This window comes from Pseudoduganella danionis (assembly GCF_009720775.1).
Lineage (GTDB): Bacteria > Pseudomonadota > Gammaproteobacteria > Burkholderiales > Burkholderiaceae_D > Rugamonas > Rugamonas danionis.
Map to the genome: position 1 here is coordinate 160,737 of NZ_WNKW01000005.1, position 24,105 is coordinate 184,841.

The window sequence follows — 24,105 nt, forward strand, 5'->3', positions numbered from 1 at the left end:
CATTAAGATACAACGATAACAATTACAGGAGACTTTAATGAAACATGTTCTGAGTGCCATGGCACTGGCCATTGCCACGCTGTGTGCCAGCGCACCGGCTAGCGCCGATGCCAATCATCCTAAAATCGGCTTCTCCATCGATGACCTGCGCGTCGAGCGCTGGACCCGTGACCGCGACTTTTTCGTTGCCGCCGCGGAACAACTCGGCGCCAAGGTGTACGTGCAGTCGGCCGACGCCAGCGAACAGCGCCAGATGGCGCAGATCGAAAATCTGATTGCGCGCGGCGTCGACGTGCTGGTGATCGTACCGTACAACGCCACCGTGCTGGCCAATGCTGTCAGTCAGGCCAAGAAGGCCAAGGTCAAGGTACTTTCTTACGACCGCCTGATCCTGAACGCCGACGTCGATGCCTATATCTCGTTCGACAATACGGCAGTGGGCGAGCTGCAGGCTACGGCGCTGGTGCAGCTGAAACCCAAGGGTAATTACTACCTGCTGGGCGGCGCGCCGACCGACAACAATGCCAAGATGCTGCGCGAGGGCCAGCTGAAAGTCCTGCAGCCGCTGGTGGATAAAGGCGCGATCAAGATCGTGGGCAAGCAGTGGGTCAAGGACTGGAGCGCGGCCGAAGCCATGGCCATCGTGGAAAATGCACTGACGGCCAATGGCAACAAGATCGATGCGGTGGTGGCCTCGAATGATGGCACGGCGGGCGGTGCGATACAGGCGCTGGCCGCGCAGAAGCTGGCCGGTAAAGTGCCGGTGTCGGGGCAGGATGCCGATCTGGCGGCGGTACGCCGGGTTATCGCCGGTACGCAGGCCATGACGGTCTACAAGCCGCTGCGCCAGATCGCAGGCGAAGCGGCCAAGCTGTCGGTGCAACTGGTGCGCGGCGAGAAGCCTGCTACCCAGGCACAGATCGATAATGGCTACAAAAAGGTCGATACGCTGCTGCTCAAGCCTATCCTGCTGACGTCTGCCAACGTCGATCTGCTGGTCAAGGACGGCTTCTACACTCAGGCCCAGCTGGCCGGTAAATAAGGCGCTACGCATGTCGGAATATCTGTTTGAAATGCGCCAGATCGTCAAGCGTTTTGGCGGTGTGGCGGCGCTCAACGGGATTGATCTGAAGATCCGTCCCGGCGAATGCATAGGCCTGTGCGGCGAAAACGGCGCCGGCAAGTCGACCCTGATGAAAGTGCTGTCGGCGGTTTATCCGCATGGCAGCTGGGAAGGTGAAATTCTGTGGGAAGGCCAGCCGCTGCGTGCACATTCGGTGCGCGAGACGGAAGCAGCCGGCATCATCATCATCCATCAGGAGCTGATGCTGGTGCCTGAACTGTCTGTGGCGGAGAACATCTTCCTCGGCCACGAGCTTACGCTGCCCGGCGGACGCATGAACTATCCGGCCATGAACCAGCGTGCCGAGGCGCTGCTGCGCGAACTCAGGCTGCCCGATGTAAACGTGGTACTGCCCGTGAAGCAGTATGGCGGCGGCCACCAGCAACTGATCGAGATCGCCAAGGCGCTCAACAAACAGGCCAAGCTGCTGATTCTGGATGAACCTTCGGCTTCGCTGACGGCGGCCGAGACGGATGTGCTGCTGGAGATAGTACGCGGCCTGAAAGCCAAGGGTGTGGCTTGTGTCTATATTTCGCACAAGCTGGAGGAAGTGGCAGCAATCTGCGACACCGTGGTGGTGATCCGCGACGGCCAGCATATTGCCAGCACGCCGATGGCGCAGATGGATGTGCCGACCATCGTGGCGCAGATGGTGGGGCGCGAAATGAGCCAGATGTATCCGCAGATTCCCCATGCAGTGGGCGAGGTGGTGCTGGAAGCGCGCCATATCAGCTGCTACGACCCGGATCAGCCGTCGCGCAAGCGGGTCGATGAAGTGTCGTTCTCGCTGCGCAAAGGCGAAGTACTGGGCATAGCGGGACTAGTCGGTGCGGGGCGCACGGAACTGGTGAGCAAGCTGTTCGGCGCGTATGGCGGCATGTCGGAAGGCGAGATCTGGCTGAACGGGCGCAAGGTGGAAAACCGTACGCCGCTACAGGCCATCGCGCACGGCTTTGCACTGGTGCCGGAAGACCGCAAGCAGCATGGCATCGTGCCCGATCTGGGCGTGGGGGCAAATATCACGCTATCGGTACTGCAGCGCTATGCGCGCCTGACGCGCATTGATAGTACGGCGGAACTGCTGGCGATCCATCAGCAGATTAGCCAGCTGGCGCTGAAAACGGCCAGTCCGGCGCTGCCGATTACGGCGCTTTCGGGCGGCAACCAGCAGAAGGCAGTGCTGGCCAAGATGCTGCTGACCGAACCGCAGGTGCTGATACTGGACGAGCCTACCCGTGGCGTCGACGTGGGCGCCAAATTCGAAATCTACCGCCTGATTCTGGAACTGGCTGCGCAGGGCGTGGCCATCATCATGGTGTCGTCCGAACTGCCGGAAGTGCTGGGCATCTCGGACCGTGTACTGGTGATGGGCGAAGGGCGTTTGTGCGGTGACTTCATCAATCAGAATCTGACTCAGGAACAGTTACTGGCCGCAGCTATCGGCCAGCAGCAATACAGCGTAGCGTAAAACATGAAAAACACTCAATTCAAACAGCTGTTCACGCAATACAAACTACTGGCGTTGATGGTGGCCATCGCGCTGATCTGGGCTTTCTTTAGCTGGAAGACGGATGGCGATTTCGCCACCGCGCGCAATCTGTCCAACCTGATGCGGCAGATGGCAATTACCGGCATTCTTGCCTGCGGCATGGTGTTCATCATCATTGCCGGTGAAATCGATCTGTCGGTGGGCTCGCTACTGGGTCTGCTGGGCGGTGCTGCTGCGCTGCTCGATGTGAGCCACCACCTGCCGCTGCCGGCCACACTGGCTCTGGTGTTGTTCTGCGGCCTGCTGGTCGGTCTGTTCAACGGGTATCTGACGGCGTATGCGGGCATCCCTTCCTTTATCGTCGGGCTGGGCGGCATGCTGGCCTATCGGGGCGTGCTGCTGGGCGTATCTGGTGGCCAGACCATCGCACCCGTGTCGCCGGAACTGACGGCGCTGGGGCAGGGCTATCTGGCGCCGTCGCTGGGCGTGGCACTCGGCGTGCTGCTGGTGGCGCTCGATGTGCTGCTGGTGTGGCAGCAGCGCCGCCTGCTGGCGCTGCACCGTCTGCCGTTGCGCAGCCTGTGGACCGATGGCTTGCGCGTGCTGGCGACGGCGGCGGCAGTGGGCGGCTTTGTCTACCTGTTCAACAGCTATGAAGGTATTCCGCTGCCGGTGCTGCTGTTGCTGGTGCTGCTGGGCGTGTTCAGCTACATCGCCACCCAGACCGTATTCGGCCGCCGCATCTATGCGCTGGGCAGCAATATGGAAGCAGCCCGTCTGTCCGGCGTGAACGTACGTGCGATTAAGCTGTGGATCTTCGGCCTGATGGGCCTGATGTGCGCGCTCGGTGGCCTGATCAACACGGCCCGTCTGGCGGCTGGTTCGCCTTCGGCCGGTACGGCCGGTGAGCTCGATGTGATTGCCGCCTGCTTCATTGGCGGTACTTCCATGCGCGGCGGCGCCGGCACCGTGCACGGTGCGCTGATCGGTGCACTGGTCATGGCCAGTCTCGATAACGGCATGTCCATGCTGGATGTGGATGCCTACTGGCAGATGATCGTCAAAGGCCTGATCCTGACCTTTGCCGTGTGGGTGGACGTGGCCACGCGCAGCGCGCGCCGCTAGGCCAGACAGCACAAACCTACAAGCGGAGCGGCCAGCATGCAACGTCGTCAAATACTCAAACAGCTGGCCGCCGCGATACCGGCGCTGGCTGCCTCACCTTATCTGTTTGCCGCGCCTGAACGCGCGGCGCAATTCACGCCGGACTGGGACTCGCTGGCGCAGTACCGCACGCCGGACTGGTTCCGCAATGCCAAATTCGGCATCTGGGCACACTGGGGGCCCCAGTGTGCGCCCGAATATGGCGACTGGTATGCGCGCGCCATGTACGAGCAGGATAGCGAAGCCTACCAGCATCATCTGCAGCACTATGGCCACCCGTCGCAGCACGGCTTCAAGGACATCATCGGCAACTGGCGCGCGGACGCGTGGCAGCCTGACGAGCTGCTGGCGCTGTATCGCCGCGCGGGTGCGCGCTATTTTGTGGCGCTGGCCAATCACCACGACAATTTCGATCTGTACGATAGTCGCTACCAGCCGGAGTGGAACTCGACCCGTATCGGTCCGTGCAAGGATTTGATCGGCGGCTGGCGCGCTGCGGCACGGCGCCAGGGCATGCGTTTCGGCGTGAGCGTCCATGCCGCTCATGCGTGGACATGGTACGAGGTGGCGCAGGGCGCCGACAAGCATGGGCCGCTGGCGGGTGTGCCGTACGACGGCCACCTGCAGCGTACCGATGGTGCCGGCAAGTGGTGGCAGGGCCTGGACCCACAAGGGCTGTATGCGCAGAATCACCCTTTGAGCGCGCCGGCCCAGCAGAGCGGCATCTGGGACGAGCAGTGGCACTGGCGTGGCGGCGTGGCGCTGCCGAGCGCCGAGTATGTGGAGCAGTTCCGTGCCCGTGTGATGGATCTGGTGCAGAACTATGATCCCGATCTGGTGTATTTCGACGATACCGTGCTGCCGCTACACCCCGTCAGCGATGTGGGGCTGCGGCTGGCGGCCGATATCTACAACCTGAGCATCGCCCGCAAGGGGCGGCTGGAAGCTGTGATCAACGGCAAACTGCTGGATGCGCAGCAGCGCCAGTGCATGGTGCTCGACATCGAACGGGGCCAGAGCAACGAGATCGAAGCGCTGCCGTGGCAGACCTGTACCTGCATCGGTAACTGGCATTATGACCGGCGCATCTACGATGCGAATGGCTATAAGAGCGCCCGCACCGTGGTGCACATGTTGATCGACGTGGTCAGCAAGAACGGCAATCTGCTACTGAGCGTGCCGGTGCGCGGCAATGGCAGCATCGATGAGCGCGAACGCGCGGTGGTGGAGGAGATCGGTCAGTGGATGGGCGTGTACGGTTCCGCCATCTACGATAGCCGTCCGTGGCGGGTAGCGGGCGAAGGACCGGTGCTGGAAGCTGCGGCCAGCCAGAGCAAGCAGGGCTTCAATGAAGGACAGGGCATTGCCTTCAGCAGCGCCGATATCCGCTATACCTGCAAGGAGAATGACTTGTATGCCTTCGTCATGGGCTGGCCGGAGCACGGCACGGTGCTGCTGCGCCAGTTGCGGCGCGGCCAGGTGCCCGTGCGTACCGTGCAACTGATAGGCGGCACAAAGAATCTCGCCTACACCCAGCAGGCAGACGGCCTGCTGGTACATCTGCCCGCTGAGCGGCCCGCATTGCCGTATGCCTTCGCCCTGAAAATCACAAGCTGAAAGCCTGACACCATGCGTAATACCCTGCACCAAATTATGCCGCTATCCCGTCGCGTCGCGTTGCCATGGCATCTGCTGGGCCGCTTGCTGGCCGTCAGTGCATTGACTGTAGGCGTACTGCCTGCTGCGCATGCCGGCAGCGCCGATCTGTCGCTATACAGCGGACAGAAAGCCGGCTCCTTGCCCGTTACGCTGGTGGCGCACGACTTGTCTGCGCCTATGCAGGCGGGTGCTCCGCTGGTACTGAGCGGCGCCGGTGGCAGCGCCAGTGTGCAACCCCAACGCGAGGCAGGGCGGCGTAATGCACTGCTGCTGAAATGGGATCATGCGTGGTACGCGGCCCTGCGCCTGACGCCCGCGCGAGCACTGGATCTGCAGGCACTGGTGCCGCATGCCACGCTGGAACTGGATCTGCGTGTGGCGCAGCTGGCGCAGGGCGGCATAGACTTCAAGATGGCTTGTGGTGAAGCCTGCCAGCGCAAACTGAGCTATGTTGTGCCGGGGCGCGCATTGCAGGGTAAAGGCTGGCAGCACCTGTCATTCTCGCTGAACTGCTTTGCCCGTGGCGGCGATGATTTCAGCAAGGTAGACGTGCCGTTTGCGCTGGAAGCCAATGGCGCTGGCGAAGTGGCACTGGCCAATGTACGTATCGTTGCGCACGGCAAGCCTAACCAGTCCTGCCCCGACTATCGCAGCATCGCATTCGAGCCTAGCCCGCTCAATCAGGCGTGGGCAATGCCGCGCTGGATGCAGCGGCATGAACAGAAGCTGGCCCTCAAACAGCAGATGCTGGCAGCAGGCACGGCGCCTGAGCTCGTGTTTATCGGCGATTCGATTACGGAAGGCTGGGAAAATGATGGCAAGGCAGTGTGGCAGCAGTATTACGCAGCTTACCACGCGCTGAATCTCGGCTATGGCGGTGACCACACGGAGAATGTGCTGTGGCGTCTGCAGCATGGCGAGGTGGATGGCCTGCAGCCCAAGGTGGCCGTGCTCATGATAGGCACTAACAATACGGGTGATCGCCAGGATCAGCCGGAAGTGACAGCAGCGGGCGTGGCGCGCATCCTGCAGGAACTGCGCCAGCGCTTGCCGCAGACGCGCGTGCTGCTGCTGGCCATCTTCCCGCGTGAAGCCGGTGCGGATGCGGTACTGCGACGTATCAACGAGCAGATTAACGTCAGACTGGCAGCGCTGGCCGATGGCGACAAGGTGGTATTTGCCAATTTGAATAGCGCGATGCTGGACGCAGATGGGCGCCTGAGCACCAGTGTGATGCCCGATTTGCTGCATCCGCAGCAGCGCGGCTATACCATCTGGGCCGAAGCCATGCAGCCTGTCCTGACCCGTATGCTGGCAAGTCAGCCCTGAGCTGTCTTGCCAGTTCAGGTGCGTCGTGCTTACTGGACGATCAGCTTGCGGCTAGCCAGCCAGTCCTCGGCGCGCTTGGTCCAGTTCGAGGCATTACCGAGACCGGGGCGCAATGCCATACCGTGTCCGCCCCGTTCGAACAGATACATCTCGGCCGGTACGCGGGCGCGGGTCAGCGCCTGGTAGAACAGGATGCTGTTCTCGACCGGCACCACATCGTCATCCTGACTGTGGATCAGCAAGGTGGGCGGAGTCTGGGCATGGACCTGTAGCTCGGTCGACATCAGCTGCACCTGTGCGGCGCTAGGCTGTTGTCCCAGCAGGGCCTGGCGCGAACCCATGTGGGTGGTGGCTGGCGCCATGGTAATCACGGGGTACATCAGCATGAGAAAGTCCGGCCGTGCGCTGATGCTATCGAGCGCAGCGCCCGTGCGGCCGGCCGGATTGTCGTACAGCGTAGCCGCGCTGGCCGCCAGATGGCCGCCCGCCGAACTGCCCATCACGCCGATGCGGTCCGGTGCAATGCCATAGTCCGCAGCATGGGCGCGCACCGTGCGGATAGCGCGCAGCACATCCTGCAGCGGCGCCGGATGGCCGTAGTCCGACAGGCGCGATTTCAGCACGAATGCCGTCACGCCCAAGCCGGAGAGCCATTGCGCGTACTGCTGGCCTTCACGGGTGTAGGACAGATAGGCATAACCACCACCGGGACAGATGATCACGGCCGTGCGGGCGGGGCGGTCGATCGATGCGGGATAGACCGTCAGGCTAGGGTGCGAGATATTGTTGATACGCTCGCCATCATGCTGCTCTGCGCCTGCGTTGGCGCGGTAGTTAGGCACACCTTCTGGCCACAGGTCGAGTTGTACTGTCTGGGCGTGCGCCTGCCAGTTGAGTGCCAGCAGCAAAGGCAGCAGGCGGAAGCGGGATAAACGCATGGATGAAACTCCTGTCTGATAGTGATGTAGCGATAGTACTCAATCTGGCGCGCCGCAACCGCCGCTGCGCAATTTCGTTTGGACAGTTGCGGGATTTCGCAATTGCTGCTGCGGGGCGGGGCTCGCACAATGCCATAATTGAACTGGTTCCTGGCGCAATGCCGATACGGGACCGGTGCCGTGGCGGCGCCAGAGCGCCCGTAACCTGAACGGAGACTTTGATGAAATCATTCCTACCTGCGCTGAGCATGGCGCTGGCACTTGCAGCCTTTCCTGTGCCGCAGGTATGCGCCGCCGAGGCGGGCAGCGTACCGGCGCCGGAGCCCATGCGTGAGCTGACCAGCATGCAGTTTTCGTCGCTGATGTCGCCGGGCTGGAATCTGGGCAACGCGCTGGAGGCAATCGATAGCAAGCATCCCTATGTTTGGGGCAGTACGGTGTTTCAGGAGACTGCGTGGGGTAATCCGCCCGCCAGCCGCCAGCTATTCGACGCCGTCAAGGCGGCCGGTTTCCGCAGCGTGCGCATCCCCATTTCGTGGAAAGTGTATGCGGACGCGCAGGACAATATCAGCCCGCAGTGGATGCAGCGGGTAGTGCAGGTGGTTGATGATGCACGTGCGGCCGGGCTAATCGTGATGATCAATCTGCACTGGGATGGCGGCTGGATGCAGCCGACTTACGCCGCCCAGAACATGGCGCAGGCGCGCACGCGCAAGTTCTGGCAGCAGATTGCCACCCGCTTCCGCGATTATGGCGATACCCTGCTGTTTGCCGGTACCAACGAGGTGATGGTGGACGGCGATTATGGCGCCCCGACCAGCGAATACTGCGCCGTCCAGAATAGCTATAACCAGACCTTTATCGATGCAGTGCGCGCTACGGGTGGCAACAATGCGCGCCGCCATCTGGTGGTACAGGGCTTCAATACCAACATCAATTACACTCTCAATTGCAATGCCACGCTGCCGCATGACAGCACGGCACAGCGTATGATGATGGAAGTGCATGACTACGATCCGTACGATTTTGCGCTTGATGAAAAGAGTGGCGTGTGGCGCTGGGGCAGTGCCGCAAATCCGTCTGGCTGGGCTAACGAAGCCTATACGGACGGGCAGTTCGAGAAACTGCGCAAAGCCTTTATCGCACAGGGCATACCCGTGCTGCTGGGGGAATATTCGGCGATTCTGCGCAGCGAGTTTGATCCCGCCGGCAGCCAGCGCAAGTACTGGGACAGTTACATGACGCGCGCTGCCCATAGCCGCGGCATAGTGCCCATGTACTGGGACAATGGCTACACGACCAACCATCAGTCCGGCCTGTTCGATCGGGGCCGCGCCGTGCCCGTGTATGTTGACATTATCGAAGCGCTGATCAGTGCCAGCCGATAAATCTTTAGCTGTGCTGTCATCGTCCGGCCAGGCTGGCGGACGTAGACATCTCCCTCTGCCCGTAAGGGTAGTTCGGGCAGCCGCTGCTGCCCCTTTTTTATTCGAGCGAATATGAAAATCTCTTCCCCGTTAAGCCAGATCTGTGCCGCTGTGCTGCTGTGCGCCAGCGCTACCACCACTTATGCCGATGCGCCCGCGCCTGCACAGCCATGGATGAATGCCAAGCTTCCCGCTGCACAGCGGGCCGCACTGGTGGTACAGGCTATGACGCTGGATGAAAAGCTGCGGCTGGTGTATGGCTATCTGGGCGCAGACTCGGACTGGAAAAAGAGCAAGCGGCCGGCTGGCGCACGGCCGCAGTCGGCTGGCTACATCGATGGGGTAGATCGGCTGGGCATACCGCCGCTGTATGAAACGGATGCGGGGCTGGGTGTGGCCAGTCAGCCGGGGCCAGACGTACGCCAAGGTACGGCACTGCCTTCCGGTCTGAGTACGGCGGCCAGCTGGGATACGGCAGGGGCGCGTGCGGCCGGTGCCATGATAGGCGATGAAGCGCGCAAGTTCGGCTTCAATGTGCTGCTGGCCGGTGGCGTCAATCTGTTGCGCGAGCCGCGCAATGGACGTAATTTCGAATACGCGGGAGAAGACCCGCTGCTGGCGGGGCGCATAGTCGGCGCCCAGATAGCCGGCATCCAGTCGCAGAAAGTGGTGGCAACGCTCAAGCATTTTGCACTCAATGATCAGGAAACCAACCGCACTACGCTGAATGTGAAGATCGACGATAGCGCCGCACGCATGTCCGATCTGCTGGCGCTGCAACTGGCCTATGAAGATGGCCAGCCCGGCTCCGTGATGTGCGGCTATAACCGGGTGAACGGCGCCTATGCGTGCGAGAACAGCTACTTGCTGAATACGGTGCTGAAGCAGGAGTGGGGCTTCAAGGGTTGGGTCATGTCGGACTGGGGCGCCACCCACAGCACCATACCGGCCGCCAATGCAGGACTGGATCAGCAGTCCGGCATGCCGTTCGATCTGTCCGACTATTTTGGCCCGCCGCTCAAGGAAGCTGTGCTCAACGGCTGGGTGCCGCAGCAACGGCTGGATGACATGGCGTTGCGCATCGTCGGTGCCATGTTCGAGCATGGCGTGATAGACCATCCAGTGACGGTGGCGCCGCAGCAGATCGATTTTCGCGCACACGGCGCGGCCAGCCAGCACGCCGCACAGGAAGGTATGGTATTGCTGAAGAACCGCGACAAGCTGCTGCCACTGGCAGATGGTGCGCGCCGCATTGCTGTGATAGGCGGCTATGCCGACAAGGGCGTGATGGCGGGTGGTGGTTCCTCGCTGGTGTATCCGCAAGGAGGCAATGCGGTACCGGAGCTGGAACCGAAAGTCTGGCCTGGCCCCGTGATGATTTATCCGTCTTCGCCGTATCAGGCTTTGCAGCGCAAGCTGGGCAAAGCCACGCTGCGCTTTGATGACGGGCGCGATCCCGCCCGTGCCGCCGCCCTGGCACGCGACAGCGACGTGGTGCTGATGTTTGCCACCCAGTGGACCGGCGAAGGCATGGATGTGCCGGATCTGGCACTGCCCAAGCAGCAGGATGCACTGATCCATGCCGTTACGGCAGCGAACCCGCGTACTGTGGTGGTGTTGGAGACGGGCGGCCCCGTGACCATGCCGTGGCTGGAACAGGCGGGCGCCGTGCTGGAGGCGTGGTATCCGGGCACGCAGGGCGGCGAAGCTATTGCCAGCGTGCTGACCGGCGAAGTCAATCCGTCCGGCCGTCTGCCTATGACTTTCCCGGTCAGCGAAGCGCAACTACCGCGCCCTAAACTGGATGGCTATCCGGAGCAGGCCGATGCCCGCATCGAGGTGGATTATCACGAAGGCGCAGCAGTCGGCTATAAATGGTTCGACCTGAAACAGCAGACGCCGCTGTTCCCGTTCGGCTTTGGCCTGTCGTACACCGAGTTTGCCATGTTGGGCTTGCGCGCAGAAGTGCGCGACGGCCGTCTACAGGCCAGCTTCGAAGTGCGTAACACGGGCAAACTGGCTGGCAAACAGGTGGCGCAGATTTATGTGGCGCCCGTGCAGGCGCGCTGGGAAGCTCCCAAACGTCTGGGCGGCTTCAGTAAAGTCAGCCTGGCTGCCGGTGCGCGCACCAGCGTGAGCCTAAGCGTCGATCCTCGCCTGCTGGCTACATTCGATAGCGCCAGCAAGCGCTGGCAGGTTGCCGCTGGCGACTACCGCGTCACACTGGCGGCGCATGCACGCGACGCTCAAGCCAGCAGTGTGGTCATACATCTCGACGCGGCCAGCTACGATGTGCAGGGTCGCGCGATCAAGGCGTCGCACTGATGCAGCCATATCAGCGCATCGTCATACTCGGCGGTGGCACGGCAGGCTGGATGGCGGCGCTGGCGCTGGTCACCAGCCAGCGCGCGGTAGAGGTCGAAGTGGTGGAGGCGGCGCCTACGTGTAGCATCGGCATTGGTGTGGCCAGTTGTGCGGCCCTGCGCGAATTCCACCGCATGGTCGGTATCGACGAAGCGGACTTCCTGCGCGCGACGCTGGGTAGCTACCGGCTAGGAACGGAACTGCGCGACTGGCAGCATTTAGGCCAGCGCTATTTCGATATGTTGGCCGGCATGGAGCCGGATGGCACGGCAGCCCAATATGCCTACCAGTTCGATACCCAGCTATATGCGGGCTATCTGCGCCGGCTTGCCATGCTGCGCGGCGTACACCGCAATGTGGGGCGGCTGGAGCAGGCGATTCGCCGGGCAGATGGCGGCATCAGCGCGCTACAACTGAGCAATGGTCGCAACATATGTGCGGATTTGTTCATCGATTGCAGCGGCGGCGATGCACTGCTACTGGGCGCGGAACTGGGAGTGCCTTTTGTCGATTTCAGCCAGTGGCTGCCTGCCGATGCGGTCTGGCTTTGTCCGGCCGAGCGCAGTGCCGCGACACCCGCGCCCTGTAATATCGCGGTCGCGCTGGATGCCGGCTGGGCATGGCAGATCTCGCTGCAGCATCGTAGCGAACATGGTTATATCTACTCGCGCCGGCATTGCGATGATGCGACCGCCCGTACCAGACTGCTAGCGCGGCTGGATGGCGCGGCGCTGGCGGAACCCCGTCTGCAACATCTGCGCAGTGGTCACCGTAGCCGATTCTGGCAGCACAATGTGGTCGCACTGGGGCAGGCAGCGGGCCAGCTGGAACCGCTCGAAGCGCCCGCAGTGATGCTGATCCAACGCGGACTGACGGATATACTGCAGGTGCTGGCCAGTCCTGCCTCCGCCCAGGCAGACGCCATTGCGGCATACAACCGTGCGCAGGAGCGCCTGTACTGCTACGAGCGTGACCGGCTGATTCTGCACTATGCCCGTTCGACGCGGCAGGATAGCCAGTTCTGGCGTGATATGGGCAAGCTGGCCTTGCCGGATGCGCTGGCGCTGCGGCTGCAGGCTTGGCGCGAATGCGTCAACCCGCCGCGGCACGAAGCGGCGCGGCTGGATGGTGCGAGCTGGGGCGGCATTTATGCGGCGACCGGCTGTGTGCTGCGCCGCTGCGATCCCGTATTACTGGAATTGACGCGCGAAGAAGCACTGCATGCGCGTGATGCGCGCCGTGTCAGACTGGCGGCCTTGATGGAACTGGTACAGCGTGAATACGGCCAGCAGCATCAGCTGCTGGCCTGAGCGACGCACCTAGCGTCGCTCGATTTTGACGAGCACGATGTCGTTGCTGCGCATCGCCACGTTGAGCGTGGCTTTGCCGCTGACCGGTACATTCAGGACTTGTGTACGTGGCAGATCACGCGTCTCTGTCTGCAGTTGCTCTAGCTGGGCGGAGGTCAGCGTCTTCGGCGCACCCATACGCAGGTAAGCCGTATGCGCATCATTGGCCTGATAACCGGTGCGGTAGATGCTCACCGCGTATTTGCCCGCAGTATAACCTTTGAGCACTAGCCGCAATGGCTGACTGGCCTTGCTCGGCTGTACCCGTGTGTAGTAGCTGCGATTACTGAGCTTCTGTTGCGGCGTTTGGAAGTCCCATGCCAGCACCTGGGTGGCGCCATGGCTACGGGCGGCATAGCTCTGCGCGTCGCCAGTAGGCACTTCAGCTTCGCCTAGCTGGTTCAGATATTTATAGGCAAACCATGCAGGCTTGCGCACGCCCTGCGGATTCATCAGACCAAAACCGCCTTCGAACGGCGCCGTAGGCGGCCCCGGTTCTTCGAACAGATCGCTATAGGTCCAGTAGCTCATGCCTTGAACCAGACCGGCACTTTGCTTGAGCTTCTGCAGGATGTAGGGCGCACTCAGATAGGCATCATGCACGGGATCACGCGGCGTGTAGCTGGTGCTCCACTCGGTGAAGTAGAGCGGCATGTCGGCATGTCCGGCGGCCTGCATCTGCGCGCGTACGCGGCGCACATCGCCGACGATGGCATCCGGCGAATCGGACAGCTTGGTATCCTCCTTGCCATGCTCATCGAGGAAGCCGCCATCTACGCCGTAGGTGTGGGTCGTGACGAAATCTACCGGCACAGCGTTGCTGCGCATATAGGCGAGGAATTCCGGCACCCATGCGGCACCTGCCGTGGATGGGCCACCCACCCGCAGTGCGGGATCGATGGCCTTGATGGTACGGGCAGTACGGGCATACAGTTCGAAATAGGCTTGCTGGTCGGCGCGCTCCCAGAAGCCGTCCAGATTGGGTTCGTTCCACACCTCGAAGAACCAGCTACGCACTTCGTCCGCACCATAGCGCTGCTGTACGTGGCGTACGAAAGCATCGATCAGCGCCACCCACTTATCCGGCTGCGGATGGGAGGTGTTGCCTTTCCAGTAGAAGATGCTGAGGTCCGAACTGCGCATGGCCAACGGTGTAAAGCCCAGTTCCACGAAGGGCTTGATGCCGATCTTGAGCATCTGGTCATACAGGTAATCGAGCTTGCTCCAGTCGTAGACCGGCTGGCCGTCTACCTCACGGTAGGTGCCCAGCACATCATGGAAGATGGCATGGAAGCGCAGGTAGCGAAAGCCTAGTTCCTGCCGTGCGGTCTTGAGCTGTGCCAGACTGTCGTCCCGTATCAGTGTGCCGGGATAGTCGGAGCCCACCGACAGATCGGCAAAATGGTCGCGTGGCGTACTCGCTGCCGCAGCATCGAGCACGATTTCGCGCACATTGGCGGCACTGGCCGTGCAGGCCAGTGCGGTGCCGCAGATCAGCAGCGCCGCCTTCATCGTTGCACCTTGATGGCGTGCCCATCGTAGTCTACGCTGCGGTCGGCCAGCTCGAAGTTGTCGCTGCTCGAATCGCCAGGCTTGATAAAGCGGATCTTGAACTGGCGCTTAGCCACCATGCCTTGGTACTGGCCGCTGCGTGCACCGATGGTGAACACGCCCGTCTTCTGGTTGTAGCTGAACGGAATCCGGCTGGCTTCGCCGCGCAGATAGCCATTGCTGACGCCATCATCTTCATACAGCGTGAACTGACCATCGGCTCCCGTGTAGACATTCAGCGTGAGCGGCGCGTCCGGTTTTTCGTCGACGTACTGGGTGACGGGACCAAATGGAACGATGGCGCCAGCCTTGACCAGCACAGGAATGCGGGTTTCCGGTGCATCCACCTTGACGCTCCGGCCGCCGCGGTGCAACTGGCCGGTGTAGAAATCGTACCAGTCGCTGCCTTTAGGCAGATAGACCTCGCGCGCACGGCCGCCATAGGTAGTTACCGGAGCTACCAGCAAGCTGTGGCCGAACAGATATTCGTCTTTCAGGTCGCGCACCGCTGGGTCCTGCGGATAGTCCATTACCAGTGCGCGCATGATGGCGCCCGATTCGTAGTGGATATCGGCAGCGGCCGAGTAAATGTAAGGCATCAGGCGATAGCGCAGCTGGTCGTACCACACCATCGAGGCGCGCATAGGCGAGCCTTCCGGCGAGATTTCGTGGATCTCACGCTTGACCACTTCGCCGTGCGAACGGAACAGCGGCGAGAAAGCGCCGAACTGGAACCAGCGCAGATTCAGCTCGCGCCATTCTTTCAAATCTTCCGGATTGCCTGCACGCGTGCCGGTACTGCGGTTTTCCTGTGCCGAGCCGACTTCGCCGATCTGGAAGCGGGTTTCCTGCGCATAGCCGCCGATATCGTGCGTCCAGTTGGCGATGCCGGACATGGAAATACTGACGCCAGCCGAAATCTGGTCATACAGATTGTTCCAGCGGCTCACCGTGTCGCCACTCCATACAGCGCTGGCGTTACGCTGGATACCTGCGAAACCGGAACGCGACAGTATGAACTGGCGCGTGTCAGGCCGGTCCTGCTTCAGATGTTGGTAGAAGCCTTCCGTGTGCACCAGACTATACGGATTGAAGGTGATCTCGCCGGCGCCGTAGATGGTGGGTCCGATCAGCTTCTTGAAGTCCTCGGGACGGGCGTTCGACAGCACATCGGGTTCAGTATTGTCCATCCACCACGCGTCGAAGCCCAGGTCCACCAGCTTGGGCTTCATCTGGCGGTAGTAGATATCGCGTGCTTCCGGTGCATACGGCGAGTAGTGGCTGTTCTTGTAGCCGGGGCCTACCCAGTCCAGATCGCCGTTCTCGACGTTCTTGGTCTACATGTGGCCTTGGGCTTCGAGTTCCTTGTAGTTGGCCGTATTGGCGTAGAACTTGCCCCAGATGGAGATCATGATGCGTGCGTGCGCCTGATGGATTTCATCCACCATGGCTTTGGCGTCGGGGAAGCGCGCTTTGTCGAAATCGTGGCTACCCCAGCCATCTTCCGGCCAGTAGAACCAGTCCTGCACCATATTGTCGATCGGCCAGCCACGCTTGCGGTATTCGCGTAGCACGCCCAGTAGTTGTTCCTGCGTTTCGTAGCGCTGGCGCGACTGCCAGTAGCCATAGGCCCATTTCGGCATCATCGGTGCGCGGCCTGTCAGGTGGTGGTAACCGGCGATGACCTTGTCCATGCTGTCGCCGTTGATCACATAGTAATTGATGCTCTGCGCGAGTTCGGACGAGAAGGTCAGCGAATGGCGCTCGGGCGCGGGCAGGGGATCGTTGTGGGTCATGGCGATCATGCCGCCGCTAGGCTGCCATTCGAGCCGCAGCGGCACTGGCTGATCCGCCTTGAAGCTGACTTCAAAGTTGTGATACCACGGGTTCCAGCCCTGACGCCAGACATCCATGACTTCCTTGCCATCGACAGTCAGCTTGGCATAGTCGGACGAGTACAACTGCATTTTGTGCACGCCAGCCTTGGGCGAACGCATGGTGCCTTCCCACACCACTTTCAGATTGGCCGCTTTCGGATCAACCGCATCCTTGGGCCAGTTCTCGGCCACGTCCTTCAGATATTGGTAGGCGATATCCTTCTCGCGCCGCGTGTACACCAGTTTGCCGTCCACATAGTACTTGGCCGTGAGCCCGCCGGCCACGCCATCGGCATCGGCCAGTTGCAGGTCGCGGCTCAGCCATGCATACGGTTTGCTGTCGCCGAAGCGCGAGATGGCATTGTTATCCCACAGGACGCCGTAGTTCTTGCTGGAGACGACAAACGGCACGGCAATCGCCATATTGTGCTGCATCAGCAGCACGTCTTCGCCGTTCATGTTCATCTGGTGGTTCTGATGCTGGCCCAGGCCATACAGCGCGTCGGTGGTGCCGTGATTGAAGCCCTGTTTAATCGCCAGCATCTGCTGGCCTTCGACGGATACGGGCGTCATGCTTTCCGCGTGCTGGGTCAGGAAGGCTTTGCCGGCCGCGTTGAAGAACTGCAGTGCGCCCGTGGCGAGGCTGACTTCCACCGCCATGCGTTTGGCTTTGAGCTTGACTTTGTCTTTGCCGGCGGTCACGCTGTAGCTGCCCTGCAGCGGCTGGGCTACCGTCATCAGCGAGGGTGTCAGCGTCTTATTCGGCTGGTCGATTTTGACCACGTGGATGATGTTGTCGGCCATGACTTCCAGCCGCACCTCTCTGGCTGCACCGCTGTCAGGCCGCACGATCAGGCCGGTGGCGGTCTTTTCAAAGCTGCCCGCCAGTGCCGGCACGCTGGTCAGGGTGGCCAGGCCAGCCAAACTGGCCACTGCATGGGCCATGATCTTGATACGCATAGTGTCTCCGCTGTTTAATAGGTGTTCAGTGTTACTTTGAGTACGGTGGGTGTAGCGCCTAGATTCAGGCCGTAGTCGGTCTGGTCGCCGTTCCAGTTGCGCTCCATGATCCATTTGCCGCTGGCGTCGAAATGTCCCTGTTCCACCCGTGCCCACATCGACGGCTCGCCTTTTGCATGGCTGATCTTGACGCGCGCGCGCTGGCCGATGATGATGAATTCCTTCTCGCCCGTCTGGGCGATAGCCACGCCGCCATTCGGAATCTCCGTGCCGACCGGTGTGTCTTTCAGATCCTTGAAGTATTCGCGCTCACCGAACTGCCATTCGCGGAACGAGATGGTAGCGTTCCAGCCCTTCATGGCGATGCTCTGCGGCTGGCGGTCGTCGCCTTCGGCCACGCCGTAGGTACGGCCTTCATACGCCCAGCGTGCCCACTGGCGCTGCATGGGGCGGAAGGCGGCATAGATCGCGCCGAACGGCGCCACCATGCTGCGGTCGCTGGCCTTGTGGCCGAGCGGGAAGTTGCTGTACTCGGCATAGTCGATGCCGAACGGCGCCACGCCGATGGCGCCGCGTCCGAGCACCAGCCACAGATAGCGCACATAGTTGGCGCCATTGCTCATTTCGGGCACCATCAGCGGCTGGTCGGCGCGCTGGAAGTGCTGCAGGCTGGCGTTGAATTTTTTCCAGTCTGGATCGTAGATATCCGGGCTGGCGAAGTCGATGTGCGGTGCAGCGGCGCGATAGATATCGATTACGTCATAGGTCGGGCCGCCGCTGGCGAAGTTCTCGTGCCATGGCAGCAGCGGGCTTTCGGTGGAATCACGCTGGGCATTGTTGACGTACATGGGCAGGTCATACACGGCGCGGCCGGCCTTGGCGATTTCCTCGATATAGCTGGCGATGGCATAGGCGTGGAAGTACTCTTCGGCATAGTCGCCATACACCTGCTGCCACGTGCCGCTGGATGGCCGCTCCGGCAGCGGCTTTTTGTGCGCCAGTACGGCGGCCGGCACGGGCTGGCGGAATAGCTGTTCGGCTGCAGGGCTGTAATCGCGCGCATAGCCATAGGTGCCCACTTCATTCTCCACCTGCATCATGATTATGGTGCGCGCGGCGCTATCGACCTGCTTCAGGTGCTGCATCAGGCGGACAAAAGCTTTGCGGTCGGCCCGCAGGGTAGTGTCGCCATGCGGCGACAGGCAGTAATTGGGTTTGCCTTGCCGGTCCAGCATACGCGGGAAGCGCGCATTGTTGAACTTGACCCACTCGGGGGCGTAACTAGGGCTGGTGTTCTTCCAAGTGCCGAACCACAGCAGCACCAGCCGCACCTGATGCTGGCGCGCCTGCTTGAGCAAGGTGTCGACATAGCTGAAATCGAACTGGCCTTCGACCGGCTCGATCTGTTCCCACGCCACGGGTATCTCCAGCGTGTTGGCGTGCATGTCCTTGATGGCGGCAAATACTTTATCCAGCGCCTGCGGATAATTGCTGGAATTGTGCGCCTGTCCACCGAGGATCAGGAAGGGGGCGCCGTCCACCATCAGGGCATGGCGTCCCTGATGGCTGACGATGCGGGGGATTTCCGAGGCCAGCGCCGCGCTGCTTGCTGCCATCAAAAACAGGAGGGTGGTAACAAGCCGGCGGGCGGTTGGCATCATCTATTTCTACCTTTCGATCAGAAGTCGTAGCTCAGTTTTGCTACCACGCGGCGGCCCGTCTTGAACCATGCGCGACCCATCATGCCGATATTCTGCTGCATCAGCTGCTTGTAGGTCGAATCGGTCAGATTCTGTGCTTCCAGACCCAGTTGCAGCTTGTCGGTGAACTTGTAGAACATCGAGGCATCCAGCTGGCCATACGCATCCGACCAGGTAGGCAGCGCCCATGCGACATTGGTCTTGCCGTAGTCGGCGCTGGCCGGGTTGGTGTCGGTAGCATCCGAACCCTTGGTGCCGTTCACGTTCACACCCTGTAGCGCTTTGGAACGCCAGTTGTAAGCGAGGCGCGCCGAAATCGGACCTTTATCGTACAGCAGGGCCAGATTGTAGGTCTGACGCGACAGGTTTTCCAGCGGCAGATTGCCGAAGGTGGTGCCGTTGGTGTCGCAACCATTCATGTTCAGATTCAGGTTGGCTGCCGTATCGCCGCCGGTGCAGTATTTCGAATAGATCGGCGTATAGAGTTCGCGCTTGCTGTCGACGAAGGTGAAGTTAGCCTGTACGCCGAGACCCGAGAAGGCGCCCGGCAGCTTGTCGAAGTACTGCTGGAAGGCCAGTTCGAAGCCGCGCGCATGGCCTTTGGCACCGTTGATCGGACCGGTCACCGTGAAGTCATGCAGCTTGCCATTCACGTCGGCCAACTGTTTGATATACATCTGCTTGACGATGATGTCCTTGAGCTGCTTGTTGAACAGCGCGACGGTGAAGGAACCAGTCGGAGCGAAGTACCATTCAGCGGTCAGATCCAGCTGCGTGGAGGTGGTAGGACGCAGCATCGGGTTGCCGTCGCTCTCGCCGGTCAGGCTCACGCTATTGACTTTGGTGACGCCGGTAACCGTGTTGGTGGCCGAATCGGCACTTTCCCCCAGCTTGGTGTAGCCCTGTAGCTGCGAGAAGTCAGGACGCGACAGCGCTTTGGCCAGCGCCAGACGGAACTGCAGGCTGTCGCTGGCTTTCAGGCGCAGGTTCAGGCTAGGCAGGAAGTTGTGGTAGTTGTTGTCGTAGTCTTTGACTTCGGCAAACGGTTTGATGTCAGGGACAGGCGTACCGACCATTACGCCGCCATTCGGCGCGGTCGAAGTGAATACGGTATAGCCGTGAGCACGCGAGTCGGTCTTCACATAGCGCAGGCCGATGTTACCGTCGATCGGGTATTTCAGGTTGTCCAGACCGAAGCGCAGTTGGCTGTACAGGGCCTGGGTTTTTTCCGACTGATCGTTGGTGCCGGCATAGTTGCTGGCGCCGAAGCTGGCAGCCGTCCATGGATCGCAGCTGCCCCAGCCCTGCTTGGCCACCTGCTCTTTACACAGGATATCGTGGTAAGCGTGCAGCTTGGCGTACGAAGCTGGGAAGCCTTGTGCCAGCGAGACATCGGGGAAGATCACTGATGGCACGCTGACGCCACCGTTAAAGAAGTTATTGAAGCTATGCAGATTGGTATTGCTGCTAAAGCGAGGATCGCCCAGCGAAGCCAGACCACTGATGTTCCAGCCCAGCTGCCATGGCTGGCTGATTGGCGACCAGTTATAGCTAGGGTTGGAATTCTGTGTGACGGCATCGCGGTCGGTCAGGCGCACACCAAAGCGCAGGTCACGCAGCACCGGATGATCGAAGTCGTATTTGACGTCGGTCTTCCAGGCCGTTTCATTGGCACGGCTCTGGTCCAGATGCTCCATGGTGAAGGCCCAGTAGTAGTTCTTCGGATCGGCCAGGTAGGCGCGATCGGCGTCGGTGAAGATCAGCTTGGGCACATTGCCGCTCAGGTCCACTTTCTCCTGCTGCATCATGACACCGGTGGCGACGGTGGAATCAACGCTATGGGTGCTGGCGCGGATGCGCTGCAGATCGGTGCTCACGGTCCAGTTGTCATGGCGCCAGCGCAGGTTCCACGACAGATCGGTGGTGTCGGATTTGCGGTTCGAGGTACGGGTGTCGTCGCCGAAGTTGATGCCGCCATCGGATGGATCGGTCAGGGTGCCGGTCAGCAGGGCGCCGCGCGAATTGAAAGTGGCGTCTTGCGAAACCTTGATGTTGTATGGGCTGGATTGCGCAAAGATTGCCTGCTCATCCCACTGCATTTCGTATTTGGACTTGAAGTAGGTCAGGTTGCTAGACCAATCGTCTTTCTTCCATTGCAGCGCGCCGTAAGCGCCTTCACGCTTGCGGTTGAATTCCAGCGTACGCCATTGCGCACCTTTCGGTACGAACACGGTATTGCCCTTGGCATCCTTGAGCGGGTAGTAAGGCTCGACCTGGAATGCATCGGTACGGGTGCCACTTTCCGAATAGGCCAGATCGAGCAGGGCGCCCACTTCACCGACCGGCGTTTTCCAGCGGTTGGAAATCAGCCCTGAGGCCGATGGCGAAGTTTTGCCTTTTTTCAGTTCCGACCAGGTACGGTCAGCCGAGATGGCAGCCTTGAAGCCTTTGAAATCGAATGGCAGTGCGGTGCGCAGATTGATCAGACCACCGACAGCGCCTTCTACCTGTTCGGCCGAAGGGTTTTTGTAGATGTCCACGCCGGCGACCAGTTCCGGTGGCACGTCTTCGAAGTTGAGCGAACGGCCGCCGTTGGCCGAGAACGAATCGCGGCCATTGAGTTCGGAACGCACATAGCTGAGGCCACGGATGGAGACGCCCGAACCTTCCACCGAGAAGTGCTCGGGATCCCCCTTGCTCATGGTGCGATCGATGGTCACGCCGACCACGCGTTGCAGCACCTCGGTGACCGAACGGTCTGGCAGCTTGCCCATATCTTCGGCTACGATGGAGTCGACGATTTCGTCTGAATTCTGTTTGATCTTCTGGGCCGATTGCAGCGCGGCGCGCTGACCCGTCACCACGACGGTATCGACGGCGGCGCTAGGCGGCTGGTCAGCATCGGCCGGGCGTGCCATGGCGGCATTGCTCAGCATCATGGTCATCTGGGCGAGGCCCATGGCAATTGCTGTCTTCTTGAATTGTTTCATCTACGTTCTCCAAGGGGATACGAAGCTACCTAGCTTTTCAGCTAGTCGTTATAGGTATAGTTCAAGCTCTAGGGGGATTTCAGGCAGGCGGGACTGACTGGCCCGCCGGCGCGCACGGGCGCCCGGTTCTGGTTCTGCTATTCATTCGATCTCGTCTCGCTCTCTTATTTTTGTCACGCTGTCGTACTGGCGGGTTGCCAATGCTTGCGATCTCGAACCATTGTGCTTTTTACCAAACTGGCTCGCAATTGCGAAATTCACCAAGGTTGCGAATGATAATAAGCAATCATTGCAATGCATCTTAGGGCTGGCGGCATGTGTAGGCGGGGAGCACTCGCGCGCCATAGAGCGGCGCGTATGCGGGGACAGCAGACCGAATGTCGCCGGGGTGCGACATTCGGTGTGGCGAGAGATATTAAGTCATTAATTGTGTCAAAAACACAAATTCATCTGGCGCGCTTCTGCTTCAGTTCACGGCGATCAACTGCTGGGCGCCGCTACGGAAACTGTCGAGATCGATGGCGTCCAGCGTGAGCTGCTGAGCCTGCGTGTAGCGCACGAAATTACGGTCTATCGAACGCAGATAGGCGGGGTCGTAGTGTTCGATCAGCAGTTCCTCGACCAGCGCCGTCATCTCACCCGCGGCGGCCATGGCTTGCCAGCGCTTGATGCGCTCATGGCCATGTAGCGGCGTCAGATAGGCTAGTTGTTCGTTGAGGGCGGCAGCATCGTTGGTGTAGTGCTGGTAGTCTTCCATCAGCAGGCGTACGCGGTCGGCCCGGCTCAGCGTCATGGCGATGCAGTCGGAGCCGCGCATGCGTTCCATCAGTGCAGCCGGTACGCGCAAATTGCCGACCTTTTTGCTCTCCGATTCGACGAAAACCGGACGTGCAGGATCGAAGCGCCGCAGCGTATTCCAGATCGCCGTCTCGAATGCCTTCTGGCTAGGCTGCGGCTGGCTTGGTAGACCACCCAGCACGGAGCCGCGATGTGCCGCCAGCTGTTCCAGATCGAGTACCTGTGCGCCTTGTGTGGCAAGCACTTCCAGCATGCGGCTCTTGCCGCTGCCGGTGGTGCCGCAGATGACCTTGAAGTCGAATTCCGGTGTCCGTTCCAGTTCGGCGTTGACGTGGGCACGGAAGGATTTGTAGCCGCCATCGAGCTGCGCCACCGGCCAGCCCACTTTGGATAGTATGTGCGCCATGGCGCCGCTGCGGTTGCCGCCGCGCCAGCAATAGATCAGCGGGCGCCATTCACGCGGCTGCTCCATCCACAGGGTTTCGATGTGGTGGGCGATATTTTTGGCGACCAGCGCCGCGCCCAGCTTCTTGGCCTCGAATGCGCCTACCTGCTTGTACATGGTTCCGACCGTGATGCGCTGTTCGTCATCGAGCACGGGTGCATTGATCGCGCCGGGCAGATGATCGATCGCATATTCGCATGGGCTGCGCGCGTCGATGATGGCGTCGAACTGATCGAGCTGGGGAAGAACCTGTTCGAGCTTGAGTACTTCTGGGTATTTCATTTGGCTTTGAGTGTTTTCTGCAGGGTGGGCCAAATATTGGCGAGTATCACGGGATGAGCGCTGGCGACGGGATGCAGGCGATCGGGCTGGAACAGTTCCGGCTTGTCGGCCACGCCTTCGAGCATGAACGGCACCAGCGGTGCGTTGATCTGTTTCGCCAGCGTGCCATACATGGCGTAGAACTTGTCGGCGTAGTCACGGCCGTAATTGGGCGGCATGCGCATGCCGACCAGCATTACCCGGGCATTGCTGTGTTTTGCCGCGTCGGCCATGGCTTGCAGATTGGCCTGCGCTGCCGCTACCGGCAATCCGCGCAAACCATCGTTGGCACCGAGTTCGATGACGACCAGCGCCGGTTTGTATTTTTCGAGCAGGGCGGGCAGGCGGCTGCGTCCACCGCTGGTAGTTTCGCCGCTCACACTGGCGTTGACGATGGCCGCGTCGATCTTCTGTGTGCGCAGCTTTTCTTCGGCCAATGCCACCCAGCCCGTGCCGCGCGCCAGTCCGTATTCGGCTGATAGACTATCGCCAAGCACCAGAACGGTTTTTGGTGCAGAATAGGCGCTGCCAGAAATGCCGGCAAGTATTGCCAACAGTGTGAGCGCCAGCCAACCGTTGAAGCGTAGCGTCAAGCTAGACCATCCCGATAACCGTATAAAG

At 60.9% G+C, this 24,105-nt stretch carries 15 protein-coding genes and 1 pseudogene; 8 read left to right on the forward strand and 8 right to left on the reverse strand.

The genetic code is table 11. The annotated features are described in order from the left end of the window. Positions 1 to 37 precede the first annotated feature (37 nt). The 5 genes from xylF to GM655_RS17320 are packed head-to-tail and all read left to right on the forward strand — an operon-like array spanning position 38 to position 6,764. The gene (xylF, locus tag GM655_RS17300; protein WP_155435936.1) at positions 38 to 1,042 is read left to right on the forward strand and encodes a D-xylose ABC transporter substrate-binding protein; all 1,005 of its coding nucleotides are present in this window, start codon (positions 38 to 40) and stop codon (positions 1,040 to 1,042) included. 10 nt (positions 1,043 to 1,052) lie between these two features. Next, a complete protein-coding gene (gene xylG / locus GM655_RS17305) occupies positions 1,053 to 2,591 on the forward strand; it encodes a D-xylose ABC transporter ATP-binding protein (RefSeq protein ID WP_155435937.1) in 1,539 nt (512 codons plus the stop codon). Positions 2,592 to 2,594: 3 nt separating this feature from the next. Continuing rightward, on the forward strand, positions 2,595 to 3,737 hold the full coding sequence (locus GM655_RS17310) for a sugar ABC transporter permease (protein ID WP_155435938.1): 1,143 nt from the start codon (positions 2,595 to 2,597) through the stop codon (positions 3,735 to 3,737). Between the two features lie 36 nt (positions 3,738 to 3,773). After that, a complete protein-coding gene (locus tag GM655_RS17315) occupies positions 3,774 to 5,393 on the forward strand; it encodes an alpha-L-fucosidase (RefSeq protein ID WP_155435939.1) in 1,620 nt (539 codons plus the stop codon). Positions 5,394 to 5,429: 36 nt separating this feature from the next. Continuing rightward, complete coding sequence (locus GM655_RS17320; protein WP_155435940.1) at positions 5,430 to 6,764, forward strand: GDSL-type esterase/lipase family protein; 1,335 nt, start codon at positions 5,430 to 5,432, stop codon at positions 6,762 to 6,764. A 29-nt stretch (positions 6,765 to 6,793) separates the two neighbouring features. On the opposite strand, the gene GM655_RS17325 is transcribed toward GM655_RS17320, so the two are convergent. Further along, positions 6,794 to 7,702 (reverse strand): alpha/beta hydrolase, encoded by a 909-nt coding sequence (locus tag GM655_RS17325; protein ID WP_155435941.1) that lies wholly within the window; start codon positions 7,700 to 7,702, stop codon positions 6,794 to 6,796. Between the two features lie 221 nt (positions 7,703 to 7,923). Between GM655_RS17325 and GM655_RS17330 the strand changes: the two genes are divergently transcribed. From GM655_RS17330 to GM655_RS17340, 3 genes are all read left to right on the forward strand, one after another. Further along, complete coding sequence (locus GM655_RS17330) at positions 7,924 to 9,090, forward strand: glycoside hydrolase family 5 protein (RefSeq protein ID WP_155435942.1); 1,167 nt, start codon at positions 7,924 to 7,926, stop codon at positions 9,088 to 9,090. A 111-nt stretch (positions 9,091 to 9,201) separates the two neighbouring features. Further along, complete coding sequence (locus GM655_RS17335; protein WP_155435943.1) at positions 9,202 to 11,454, forward strand: glycoside hydrolase family 3 C-terminal domain-containing protein; 2,253 nt, start codon at positions 9,202 to 9,204, stop codon at positions 11,452 to 11,454. Further along, entirely contained in the window at positions 11,454 to 12,803 is a 1,350-nt protein-coding gene (locus GM655_RS17340; RefSeq protein WP_155435944.1) for a tryptophan 7-halogenase, read from the forward strand. Before GM655_RS17335 ends, GM655_RS17340 begins: the two co-directional genes overlap by 1 nt. A gap of 9 nt (positions 12,804 to 12,812) precedes the next feature. Here GM655_RS17340 and GM655_RS17345 read toward each other — a convergent pair whose 3' ends face one another. The 7 genes and pseudogenes from GM655_RS17345 to GM655_RS17370 form a co-directional block, all read right to left on the reverse strand. Continuing rightward, on the reverse strand, positions 12,813 to 14,354 hold the full coding sequence (locus tag GM655_RS17345) for a GH39 family glycosyl hydrolase (RefSeq protein ID WP_155435945.1): 1,542 nt from the start codon (positions 14,352 to 14,354) through the stop codon (positions 12,813 to 12,815). Continuing rightward, on the reverse strand, positions 14,351 to 14,992 hold the full coding sequence (locus GM655_RS23330) for a glycoside hydrolase family 31 protein (RefSeq protein WP_371866886.1): 642 nt from the start codon (positions 14,990 to 14,992) through the stop codon (positions 14,351 to 14,353). The genes GM655_RS17345 and GM655_RS23330 overlap by 4 nt, the downstream gene beginning before the upstream one ends. Continuing rightward, positions 14,984 to 17,344: pseudogene (locus GM655_RS17350) on the reverse strand (TIM-barrel domain-containing protein); the annotation flags it as partial. The pseudogene GM655_RS17350 and the gene GM655_RS23330, both read right to left, overlap by 9 nt. Next, on the reverse strand, positions 17,245 to 18,891 hold the full coding sequence (locus GM655_RS17355; RefSeq protein WP_155435946.1) for a DUF5597 domain-containing protein: 1,647 nt from the start codon (positions 18,889 to 18,891) through the stop codon (positions 17,245 to 17,247). The pseudogene GM655_RS17350 and the gene GM655_RS17355, both read right to left, overlap by 100 nt. A gap of 17 nt (positions 18,892 to 18,908) precedes the next feature. After that, positions 18,909 to 21,920: a TonB-dependent receptor gene (locus GM655_RS17360; protein ID WP_155435947.1), complete on the reverse strand. Its 3,012-nt coding sequence runs from the start codon at positions 21,918 to 21,920 to the stop codon at positions 18,909 to 18,911. 466 nt (positions 21,921 to 22,386) lie between these two features. Beyond that, on the reverse strand, positions 22,387 to 23,445 hold the full coding sequence (gene mnmH / locus GM655_RS17365; protein WP_155435948.1) for a tRNA 2-selenouridine(34) synthase MnmH: 1,059 nt from the start codon (positions 23,443 to 23,445) through the stop codon (positions 22,387 to 22,389). After that, positions 23,442 to 24,077, reverse strand: coding sequence for an arylesterase (locus tag GM655_RS17370; protein WP_308807415.1), 636 nt, complete (start codon positions 24,075 to 24,077; stop codon positions 23,442 to 23,444). Before GM655_RS17370 ends, mnmH begins: the two co-directional genes overlap by 4 nt. Positions 24,078 to 24,105 lie beyond the last annotated feature (28 nt).

What these genes read in the sequence shown, in the direction of transcription:
- xylF (WP_155435936.1), top strand. Translation starts at nt 38, where the DNA reads ATGAAACATGTTCTGAGTGCCATGGCACTGGCCATTGCCACGCTGTGT.
- GM655_RS17310 (WP_155435938.1), top strand. Translation starts at nt 2,595, where the DNA reads ATGAAAAACACTCAATTCAAACAGCTGTTCACGCAATACAAACTACTG.
- GM655_RS23330 (WP_371866886.1), bottom strand. Translation starts at nt 14,992, where the DNA reads ATGCCTTACATTTACTCGGCCGCTGCCGATATCCACTACGAATCGGGC.
- GM655_RS17320 (WP_155435940.1), top strand. Translation starts at nt 5,430, where the DNA reads ATGCCGCTATCCCGTCGCGTCGCGTTGCCATGGCATCTGCTGGGCCGC.
- GM655_RS17345 (WP_155435945.1), bottom strand. Translation starts at nt 14,354, where the DNA reads ATGAAGGCGGCGCTGCTGATCTGCGGCACCGCACTGGCCTGCACGGCC.
- mnmH (WP_155435948.1), bottom strand. Translation starts at nt 23,445, where the DNA reads ATGAAATACCCAGAAGTACTCAAGCTCGAACAGGTTCTTCCCCAGCTC.
- GM655_RS17325 (WP_155435941.1), bottom strand. Translation starts at nt 7,702, where the DNA reads ATGCGTTTATCCCGCTTCCGCCTGCTGCCTTTGCTGCTGGCACTCAAC.
- GM655_RS17315 (WP_155435939.1), top strand. Translation starts at nt 3,774, where the DNA reads ATGCAACGTCGTCAAATACTCAAACAGCTGGCCGCCGCGATACCGGCG.
- GM655_RS17335 (WP_155435943.1), top strand. Translation starts at nt 9,202, where the DNA reads ATGAAAATCTCTTCCCCGTTAAGCCAGATCTGTGCCGCTGTGCTGCTG.
- GM655_RS17340 (WP_155435944.1), top strand. Translation starts at nt 11,454, where the DNA reads ATGCAGCCATATCAGCGCATCGTCATACTCGGCGGTGGCACGGCAGGC.
- GM655_RS17360 (WP_155435947.1), bottom strand. Translation starts at nt 21,920, where the DNA reads ATGAAACAATTCAAGAAGACAGCAATTGCCATGGGCCTCGCCCAGATG.
- GM655_RS17330 (WP_155435942.1), top strand. Translation starts at nt 7,924, where the DNA reads ATGAAATCATTCCTACCTGCGCTGAGCATGGCGCTGGCACTTGCAGCC.
- GM655_RS17355 (WP_155435946.1), bottom strand. Translation starts at nt 18,891, where the DNA reads ATGATGCCAACCGCCCGCCGGCTTGTTACCACCCTCCTGTTTTTGATG.
- xylG (WP_155435937.1), top strand. Translation starts at nt 1,053, where the DNA reads ATGTCGGAATATCTGTTTGAAATGCGCCAGATCGTCAAGCGTTTTGGC.